This is a genomic window from Streptomyces sp. NPDC058291 (genome assembly GCF_042880855.1).
Taxonomy (GTDB): Bacteria; Actinomycetota; Actinomycetes; order Streptomycetales; family Streptomycetaceae; genus Streptomyces.
Genome location: NZ_JBHVYK010000018.1, coordinates 94,944 through 104,386, shown reverse-complemented (window position 1 = coordinate 104,386; position 9,443 = coordinate 94,944). Strand labels below are relative to the sequence as shown.

At 73.4% G+C, this 9,443-nt stretch carries 9 protein-coding genes; 3 read left to right on the top strand and 6 right to left on the bottom strand.

The window, feature by feature from the left end; all coding sequences use genetic code 11:
- Positions 1-149 precede the first annotated feature (149 nt).
- The 3 genes from ACFVYK_RS12365 to abc-f all read right to left on the bottom strand — a co-directional run bounded on the left by ACFVYK_RS12365 (position 150) and on the right by abc-f (position 3,215).
- Positions 150-953, bottom strand: coding sequence for an enoyl-CoA hydratase/isomerase family protein (locus ACFVYK_RS12365; protein ID WP_389772087.1), 804 nt, complete (start codon positions 951-953; stop codon positions 150-152).
- A 119-nt stretch (positions 954-1,072) separates the two neighbouring features.
- A complete protein-coding gene (locus ACFVYK_RS12360) occupies positions 1,073-1,294 on the bottom strand; it encodes a helix-turn-helix domain-containing protein (RefSeq protein WP_004002281.1) in 222 nt (73 codons plus the stop codon).
- 322 nt (positions 1,295-1,616) lie between these two features.
- A complete protein-coding gene (gene abc-f / locus ACFVYK_RS12355; RefSeq protein ID WP_389772085.1) occupies positions 1,617-3,215 on the bottom strand; it encodes a ribosomal protection-like ABC-F family protein in 1,599 nt (532 codons plus the stop codon).
- A gap of 278 nt (positions 3,216-3,493) precedes the next feature.
- On the opposite strand from abc-f, the gene ACFVYK_RS12350 reads away from it, so the two are divergent.
- Positions 3,494-3,907 (top strand): VOC family protein, encoded by a 414-nt coding sequence (locus ACFVYK_RS12350; RefSeq protein ID WP_389772082.1) that lies wholly within the window; start codon positions 3,494-3,496, stop codon positions 3,905-3,907.
- Positions 3,908-4,004: 97 nt separating this feature from the next.
- On the opposite strand, the gene ACFVYK_RS12345 is transcribed toward ACFVYK_RS12350, so the two are convergent.
- The 3 genes from ACFVYK_RS12345 to ACFVYK_RS12335 form a co-directional block, all read right to left on the bottom strand.
- A complete protein-coding gene (locus ACFVYK_RS12345) occupies positions 4,005-5,441 on the bottom strand; it encodes a hypothetical protein (protein WP_389772080.1) in 1,437 nt (478 codons plus the stop codon).
- A 210-nt stretch (positions 5,442-5,651) separates the two neighbouring features.
- Positions 5,652-6,788: an alpha/beta hydrolase gene (locus ACFVYK_RS12340; protein WP_389772078.1), complete on the bottom strand. Its 1,137-nt coding sequence runs from the start codon at positions 6,786-6,788 to the stop codon at positions 5,652-5,654.
- Positions 6,789-6,905: 117 nt separating this feature from the next.
- On the bottom strand, positions 6,906-7,637 hold the full coding sequence (locus ACFVYK_RS12335; RefSeq protein WP_389772075.1) for a class II aldolase/adducin family protein: 732 nt from the start codon (positions 7,635-7,637) through the stop codon (positions 6,906-6,908).
- Between the two features lie 172 nt (positions 7,638-7,809).
- Between ACFVYK_RS12335 and ACFVYK_RS12330 the strand changes: the two genes are divergently transcribed.
- On the top strand, positions 7,810-9,054 hold the full coding sequence (locus tag ACFVYK_RS12330) for an anion permease (protein ID WP_389772072.1): 1,245 nt from the start codon (positions 7,810-7,812) through the stop codon (positions 9,052-9,054).
- A 34-nt stretch (positions 9,055-9,088) separates the two neighbouring features.
- Positions 9,089-9,310 (top strand): hypothetical protein, encoded by a 222-nt coding sequence (locus ACFVYK_RS12325; RefSeq protein ID WP_389772070.1) that lies wholly within the window; start codon positions 9,089-9,091, stop codon positions 9,308-9,310.
- Positions 9,311-9,443: the final 133 nt, after the last annotated feature.

Genomic DNA, 9,443 nt, shown 5'->3' with positions numbered 1-9,443 from the left:
CCGCCGGCCCTGGCCCGGGCCCGGGCGGTCCCGCGCGGCGGTCTCTCAGGCGCTGCCCGGCCGTCCGACGGTCGCCGTGCTGGTGACGGCGGCCGGCTGAGCGAGGCCGGCCCGGCGCCGTCGGCCTCGGCTTCCGCTTCGGTGTCGGGTCACTCGCCGACGCCGGCCATGTCCCGCAGCCGGCGCGCCTGCGCTGCGCGCTCGGCGGCGCGCTGTTCGTCGTAGGTGCGGTCGCCGGCGCCGCGCAGCAGCGCCTTGGTCTCGATGACGGCCTCGCGGGGCGCGGCCAGGATCGCCGAGGCCAGGTCGTGGACGCGGGCGTCGAGGTCGGCGGCGGGTACGGCGAGGTTGGCGAGCCCGGTGCTCACCGCTTCCTCGGCGTGCACGAACCGGCCGGTGAGGCAGATCTCGACCGCGCGGCCGTACCCGACCAGGGAGACGAGGGGGTGGGTGCCCGTCAGGTCCGGCACCAGGCCGAGGCTGGTCTCGCGCATGGCGAACTGCACGTCGTCGGCGACGACGCGCAGGTCACAGGCGAGGGCCAGCTGGAAGCCCGCACCGATGGCGTGGCCCTGCACGGCGGCGATGGACACGACGTCGTTGCGTCGCCACCAGGTGAAGCCCTCCTGGAACCCGGCGATGGCGTCGTCGAGTTCGGTGTCGCCGCTGCGGGCGAGATCGAGGAAGGACGGTTCGCCCTCGATCCCCTCGGGCGTGAACATCTGCCGGTCGAGCCCGGCGGAGAAGGACTTGCCCTCGCCGCGCAGCACGACCACGCGGACGGAGCCCGGCACCAGCCGCCCGGCCTCGGCGAGGGCCCGCCACATGGCCGGGCTCTGCGCGTTGCGCTTGGCCGGGTTGGCCAGCGTCACCGTGGCGAGCGCGTCGTCGACGGTGAGCCGTACGCCGTCCTTGTCGAGCAGGGGAACGAGTTCCTGGTCGGGCGTGGCCATGGGGCGCCTCCGGTGGGTGCGGTCAGCTAGCGGTCAGCTAAGTGACTGCACAGTAACCACCCGGCCGGTCGGATCACCGACCGGGTGGCCACCGTCGAAGCCGATGGGCCGCCCGGAGGTCAGGACGAGGCGGCCTTCTTGCCTCGGGTCGCCCCGCCACGCCCACGGAGCGTGACGCCCGACTCGCTGAGCATCCGGTGCACGAAGCCATACGAGCGGCCGGTCTCCTCGGCCAGTGCCCGGATGCTCGCACCGGAGTCGTACTTCTTCTTCAGGTCTGCCGCGAGCTTGTCGCGCGCGGCGCCGGTCACCCGGCTGCCCTTCTTCAGAGTCTCGGCCACCCGTGCCTCCTCATGGGAAGTGCGCTCTGGTCTCCTCATGATCACCCCTCCGGGGCGTGATGGCCACCCATTCGGCAAGGTCCGTGCGAGACGGTTTTGACGACAGGAGCGCGTCCCCACAAGCGGAGTGGACGATTCCATGTGTACGCGTTCGTACCGCCGAACGGGTTCTTCCGAGAAGTGCCAGGTCAGAGACGCGAGACGGCCGACCCCTTGTCGACAAAGGGATCGGCCGCGAAATCGATGTAGGACACACCTCGATACGAGGAGATCTCACACAGATGATGGATCACCGATGGGCCGAATGATCCATCGGCGATGATCAAGCCAGGGCGACGAGATCCGCGTAGTCGGCGCCCCACAGGTCCTCGACGCCGTCGGGCAGCAGGATGATGCGCTCCGGCTGCAGCGCCTCCACCGCGCCCTCGTCGTGGGTGACGAGGACGACCGCGCCCTTGTAGGTGCGCAGCGCGCCGAGGATCTCCTCGCGGCTGGCCGGGTCGAGGTTGTTGGTGGGCTCGTCGAGGAGCAGCACGTTGGCCGAGGAGACCACGAGGGTGGCCAGGGCCAGCCGGGTCTTCTCGCCGCCGGAGAGCACACCGGCGGGCTTGTCCACGTCGTCCCCGGAGAACAGGAACGAGCCGAGCGTCTTGCGGACCTCGACCAGATCCAGGTCGGGGGCGGCGGACCGCATGTTCTCCAGGACCGTGCGCTCCGGGTCCAGGGTCTCGTGCTCCTGCGCGTAGTAGCCGAGCTTGAGGCCGTGGCCCTCGATGACCTCGCCGGTGTCGGGCTTCTCCGCGCCGCCGAGCAACCGCAGCAGGGTGGTCTTGCCCGCACCGTTCAGGCCGAGGATGACGACCCGCGAACCCTTGTCGATGGCCAGGTCGACGTCGGTGAAGATCTCCAGCGAGCCGTAGGACTTCGACAGGCCCTCGGCCATCAGGGGCGTCTTGCCGCAGGGCGCGGGCTCGGGGAAGCGGAGCTTGGCGACCTTGTCGGACTGGCGGACCGCCTCCAGTCCGGACAGCAGCTTGTCGGCGCGGCGGGCCATGTTCTGCGCGGCGACCGTCTTGGTGGCCTTGGCGCGCATCTTGTCGGCCTGCGAGTGCAGCGCGGCGGCCTTCTTCTCGGCGTTCTGCCGCTCCCGCTTGCGGCGCTTCTCGTCGGACTCGCGCTGCTGCTGGTAGAGCCGCCAGCCCATGTTGTAGACGTCGATCTGGGAGCGGTTGGCGTCCAGGTAGAACACCTTGTTGACAACCGTCTCGACCAGGTCGACGTCGTGGCTGATGACGATGAAGCCGCCGCGGTAGGTCTTGAGGTAGTCGCGCAGCCAGACGATGGAGTCGGCGTCGAGGTGGTTGGTCGGCTCGTCGAGGAGCAGGGTGTCAGCGTCGGAGAAGAGGATGCGGGCCAGTTCCACGCGGCGGCGCTGACCGCCGGAGAGCGTGTGCAGGGGCTGGCCCAGCACGCGGTCGGGCAGGTTGAGCGCGGCGGCGATGGTGGCTGCCTCGGCCTCGGCGGAGTAACCGCCCTTGGTGAGGAACTCCGTCTCCTGGCGCTCGTACTGGCGCATCGCCTTGTCGCGGGTGGCGCCCGCGCCGTTGGCGATCCGCTGCTCGTTCTCCCGCATCTTGCGGATCAGGACGTCCAGGCCGCGCGCGGAGAGGATGCGGTCGCGGGCCAGGACGTCGAGGTCGCCGGTGCGGGGGTCCTGCGGGAGGTAGCCGACCTCGCCGGAGCGGGTGACCTGGCCGGCGGCCGGGATGCCCTCACCGGCCAGGACCTTGGTCAGGGTGGTCTTGCCGGCGCCGTTGCGCCCGACCAGACCGATGCGGTCGCCCTTGGCCACTCGGAAGGAGGCGTTCTCGATGAGGATGCGGGCACCGGCGCGCAGCTCGATGCCGGAGGCGGAGATCACGGACAGACTCCAGTGCGGGGTCGTTGGCGGGATGGGCGGCTGAGGACGTTCCCGCCGTCTAGTGCGCGAGGAGAATGGCCATGACGCCAGTCTAACGGGACCGTGCAAGCACTTTTTCTGGGTCCAGGCGTTCGATCTCGCCGCGTCCTTCGCCGCGTCACCGGGTCGCCGCACTCCCCCGCCTCGGCCGAGTCCTCGTCCGGGGGCGTTGTCGGTGCCGGGTGCCACACTGGGGGGCGGGTCAGGAAAGCGGCAGGGATCACAAGGGAGTGATCGGCATGGCAGGCACGAACGGCGGGCGCCCCACCCTCTTCCCGACGCTGTTGTACACGGACGCGAAAGCGGCGATCCGCCAGCTCACCGAGGCCCTGGGCTTCATGGAGCTGTCCGTGTACGAGGGCGAGGACGGCTCGGTCATGCACGCCGAGCTGGTGCAGGGCAACGGCGCGGTGATGCTGGGCTCCAAGGGCCGCGGCGGCGTCTTCGACACGGCGATGAAGGGCGCGGGCCCGGCCGGCGTGTACGTCGTCGTGGACGACGTCGACGCGCATCACCGGCGGGCCGTGGAACACGGCGCGGAGATCCTGATGCCTCCGACGGACCAGGAGTACGGCTCCCGGGACTACATGGCCCGCGATCTGGAGGGCAACCTCTGGAGCTTCGGCACGTACGCGCCGGAGATACCGAGCTGACGGACCCTCGGCGACGGCCCGGCCCGTGCCCGGGGCGCCCGGCGGATGCGGCCCTGCGGGTCCGTATCCTCGTGCGGCCGCCCCGGCGGCCGGTCGGTCAGCTGCCTCCGGTGTGCACCTGGAAGGCGGCCCGGCGCACGGCCTTGGCGAGGGCCGGGTCGGGGTGGGCGGCGGCCAGCGCCACCAGCACCTGCACGGTGCGCGGATGCCCCACGGCCCGCACCTCGGTCAGCAGGGCCGGCACGGTCGGCTGCAGCGCGGACTCCAGGTGGCGGACGAGCATCGGCGCCTCGCCGTGGTCGGCGACGGCCGCGGCGGTGTCGACCCACAGCCAGGTGGCCTCCTCCCGGGTGAGCACCTCGTGGGCGTCCTCGGGGTCCACGCCGTCGTGCTCGGCGAGCCACAGCAGGGCGTACGGCCGCAGGGCCGGCTCGTCCACGACCGCGCGGACGACGGGCTCGGCCGGAGCGCCCACCACGCGCAGCGCCTCGAAGGCGAGGCCGCGCAGCAGGGCGTCGTCGCCGCGGGCGGCCAGCAGCAGTTCGTGGACGGCGCTGCCGACGGTGCGGGCGGCGAGCCAGGCGCGGTACTCGGCGCGGGCCGCGTTGGGGCGCAGCTGGGCGCAGCCGCGGAGCATGGCCTCGGCCGACTGCTCGATGTTCCCGGCGGGGCTCTGCGCGGCGACGCAGATCTGCTCCAGCTTGACCCAGACCGCCCAGTTGCCCAGCGGGGTGAGGGTGGCCTGTGCGTCGTCGCAGGTGAGGGCGCCCACGGAGGCGAGGGCGTGCAGGGCCCAGTCGAGGAGGGGGGCGAGTTCGGCGTCCTGGGCCGGCTCGGCCGGCTCGACGTCGGCGGGGGTGACCGGGGCGAGCGGGGTCGCGGGCTCGGAACCCGCGCTGTAGGGGACCTCGCAGCGCTCGGTGCGCAGTTCGGTGACGCGCTGGCGCAGCAGGTCCAGCAACTGCTCGACGGGGACGGGCCCGGCGGACAGTTGGAGGAAGGAGAGCACCTGGGGCATGGCCGAGACGACCTCGGCGACCGCTCCGGGCTCCTGGTCCCCGGGTTCGGGGGAAGAGAGCGACCAGGCGTCGAAGAGGGCGACCCAGCCGCGCAGGACGGCGCTGTCGTCGCGGTCCCAGGCGCGCAGCCGCCAGCCGGGGCGGGCGCTGTCGCCGTGCACCTCGACGAGACCGGCGAGCCGGGCGGTGTCCCAGTCGGCGCGGATCCGCTCGATGGTCAGCCCCAGGTCACTGGCGGCCCGTTCCGCGGTCGCCTCGGAGAGCGTGGCCTTGCCGTCGGTGGTCGCGGCGTCTCGGCCGGGGCCGAGGGCGTTGTCGGCCCAGCGGGCGACGCGGGCCGCGGCGGCCAGTCCGGAGCGCGCCATTCTGGCCAGCTCCGCCGGGGCCGGGGTGCCCTCCGGCGGGCGGGGTGCGGGGCGGCGCGGGCGCCGCTCGTTCACAGCTGAGGGGGCGGCGGCCAGGGGTCGCGGGCGGACGAGTCGAAGCCTGGAGTCGCGCGGGATACGGGACGTCACGGGTGCAGTCTTCCGGTTGACGGTCCGAAAACCCAAACGGAATGCCCCGCCGGGCCGGGGGGCCGGCCGGCGGGCGGGGTGGCGGGAGGGGGGAGACGGCGCCTTCAGGCCAGTGGTACGGCCTTAAACGGAACCCCGGCGGCCGCTCGGGGCGGCGCCCAGGGGCGGGCGGGCGGTCGGACCGGGCCGGCGGGCCGCCGGGCGGGGCGGTCACATCAGGGGAGTCAGGAAGCGGCGCAGCGCCTCCTCGTAGGCGGCGGGGTCGGCGTTCCACATGGCGCCGTGCGGGGCCCGCGCCACGGTGTGCAGGGTGACCAGGTCGGGGCGGCGGGCGGCGAGGCGGCGGGAGGCGTCCCAGGGGGCGACGACGTCGTCGGGCCCGTGCACGATCAGCGTCGGGACCCGCAGCCGGTCCGGGGCGGCGGCCGTGTCCGCGTGGTCACCGGCGCCGCCGTGCAGCCCGGTGCGGCCCTCGGCGGCGCGGACGGCGAGCGGCAGCAGCGCTCCGGGGGTGTGGCGGGCGGCGGCGAGGGCGCGCAGCGTCCTGCGCCAGTCGAGGACCGGGGAGTCCAGGACGAGCCCCGAGACGAGGTCGCGCAGGCCCGAGTCGGCGGCGGCGCGCAGCGCCATGGTGGCGCCGGTGGACCAGCCGAGCAGGACGACGCGTTCGGCGCCGTAGCGCACGGCGTACCGCATCGCCGCGTCCACGTCCCGCCACTCGGTCGCGCCGAGGTGGTTCAGGCCGTCCGGCGAGCGGGGGGCGCCGAGGTCGCCGCGATAGGCGAGGGCGAGCACGGGGAAGCGGCGGCTGTGCAGGAAGCCCAGGACGTTCAGGGCGTGCTCCCTGGTGGCGCCCAGTCCGTGCACGGCGATCACCCAGGTGCGGCGGGCGCCGGGCACGAACCAGGCGGGCAGGTCGCCCAGTTCGCCGGGGACGTCGACGTCGGCGTGGTCCAGGCCGAGGGCGCTGCCGGGGTTGCCGACGTACAGGTTCGGGGTCAGCCAGACCGCGTCCCCCGGGTTCAGGGAGCCGTGGGTGACGCGTTCCAGACGGCGCACCACGGTGTCGACGGGGTGCGGGACCGTGGGCAGGACGGGGCCGACGACCGCGTGGGAGCCGTCGCCCGACAGCCCGTAGGAGCCGGGGCGCAGGGCGGCGAGATCGCGGCTGACGGTGATCCGGCCGGCGGCCGTGCCGTGCACGGTGAGCCGGGGTTCGGTGGGCAGGGGCCGGCCGGGCGGCGCCTTCAGCGCGGCGTCGCTGGCGAGGCGGCCGACGGCGATACTCGCGGCGCCGGCGGCCAGGGCTGCGGTGACGGCCGCGGCCGTCGCTGTGACTGTGCGCACCCGACCAGTGTCCAGGCCGACCCGCGTCGCGGCCAGTGGTGCGTCCGCCCGGGGTGAGCACGGCCGCCGGTTCCGCACCCCGCACCCGGCACCCGGCACCCGGCACCCGGCACCCCGTCAGGTTCGCTGGCCGTACCCGCGCAGCCGCTCCGCCGCCTGTGCCGCCTGTTCTTCGGTCAGCAGGGCGGGGGTGCGGCCGGGGACCGACGAGGCCGTCAGCCACAGCCGGCACATCCACTCCAGCTGGGCCATGCGGTCGTAGGCCTGGTCGAGGGTGGCGCCGTAGGTGAGGGCGCCGTGGTTCTGCAGCAGGCAGCCGGTGCGGCCGGCGAGCGCCCGGAGCATGTTCGCGGCCAGCTCCTCGGTGCCGTACGTCGCGTACTCGGCGACCCGGACGGGGCCGCCGAGCGCGCCCGCCATGTAGTGGACGAGGGGGAGTTCCGGCAGGAGGATCGAGACGGCCGTGGCGTGCACGGCGTGGGTGTGGACGACCGCGCCGGCGTCGGTGGTGCGGTGGACGGCGAGGTGCATGGGCACTTCGCTCGTCGGGACCAGGTCGCCGAGGACCTGCCGGCCGGCGAGGTCGACGCCGGTGACGTCGTCGGCGGTGAGCCGGTCGTAGGGCACCCCCGACGGGGTGACCAGCACGGTGTCGCCGACGCGCACGGAGACGTTTCCGGAGGTGCCGACGACGAGTCCGTCGCTCACCGTGCGGCGGGCCGTCGCCACCAGCGCCTCCCAGGCCCGCGCCTCCTCGGCCGACGCGGCCCTTCCCCCTCGCTCCACCGCGCCCTGCCCGCCGTCCCCGGGACCCCGGGCGTCCCTCTGCTCGCGTCGCTGCTCGGTCATGCCGCGATCCTGCCAGGACGCCGCCGCGGCGGCGGCGCGTTGCGGGCGTGCTCGGCGAAAGGCACCTCCGCCTTCCCGCAAGGACACCGCGACGCCCGTCCCAGTTCATCTTCCGTTCACCCGGATTGCCTACGGTCGACACACCAATGACTTCGAACGATTGCCTGGGTAAATGGAAAACTTCTCGCTGATCCTCGCGATTGTGGTCATCACCGCACTCGCGTTCGATTTCACGAACGGTTTTCACGACACCGCCAACGCGATGGCCACGACCATCTCGACCGGTGCGCTCAAGCCCAAGGTCGCGGTGGCGATGTCCGCCGTGCTGAACCTTGTGGGCGCCTTTCTCTCGGTGGAGGTCGCCAACACGATCTCCAAGGGTCTCGTCGACGAGACCGGCATCCGTCCCGAGGTCATCTTCGCCGCGCTGGTCGGCGCGATCCTCTGGAACCTGCTGACCTGGCTGGTGGGCCTGCCCTCCAGCTCCTCCCACGCCCTGATGGGCGGTCTGATCGGCGCCACCATCGCCTCGGCCGGAACGGGCGCGGTGCACGGTGACGTGCTGGTCACCAAGGTCCTGCTCCCGGCGATCGCGGCGCCGATCGTGGCGGGCGTCGCCGCGATGCTCGCGACCCGGCTCTCGTACACCCTGGGCAGGAAGGCCGACGGCAAGGCCGCTGCGAAGGGCTACCGCACCGGTCAGATCGCCTCGGCCGGCCTGGTCTCCCTCGCGCACGGCACCAACGACGCCCAGAAGACGATGGGCATCATCACCCTCGCCCTGGTCGCCGGCGGGGCCGTGGCCCCCGACTCCGACCCGCCCACCTGGGTCATCCTCTCCGCGGGCATGGCCATCGCGCTCGGCACCTACCTCGGCGGCTGGCGCATCATCCGCACCATGGGCAAGGGCCTGACCGACCTCCAGCCGCAGCAGGGCTTCGCCGCCCAGACCAGCGCGGCCACCGTCATCCTGGCCTCCTCCCACCTCGGCTTCTCCCTCTCCACCACCCACTCGGTCTCCGGTTCGGTGATGGGCGCGGGGCTGGGCCGCAAGGGCGGCGTGGTCCGCTGGTCGACGGCGACCCGCATGTTCGTGGCCTGGGGCCTGACACTGCCGGCGGCGGCCCTGGTGGGCGCGCTCGCCGAGTCGGTGACCGCTCTGGGCGACTGGGGCACCGGCCTGGTCGTCGCCTTCCTGATCGCCTCCAGCGCGGCCATCTGGAAGATCTCCCGGCGCGAGGTCGTCGACGCCTCGAACGTCAACGAGCAGGAGGAGCCGGCGGGCGTCGTCACGACGGCGATCGCGGCCGTGATCCCGCCTCCGGCGGGCCAGATCGCCGACGATCTGACGGCGACCATCCCCTCCCCGGCCCCCGAGCCGGTGGTCCCCGCCGCTCCGCCGGCCGCGGCCGTCTGAACCGGCGCGTCCGGTACGAAGGAAGAGAAGCATCATGAAGATCGACTGGGCAGCCCTGGGCTCCGTTTTCGGCGTCAGCCTCGTGGTCACCGTGGGCCTCGTGGCCCTGTTCACCCTCGGCGTCATGGGCCTGTCGCGCCAGGAACGCGCCACGGCGCAGGGCGGTTCGGCCACGCTCGCCGTGACGGGCGCCTACACCTGCTTCGCGGCCTGCGCGGCGGCGGTGGCGTACGGGATCTCCCTGATCGTGGCCTGACGGGCCATCGGGACAGCTCCGGGGTGGGGGGGGGGGGGCCCCCCCCCCCCCCCCCCCGGGGGTCGGCGGGGAAAGCCCCCCCGGGGGGGTGTGGGAACACACCCCCCCCCCCGAAAACAAAAAATTTAGGGCC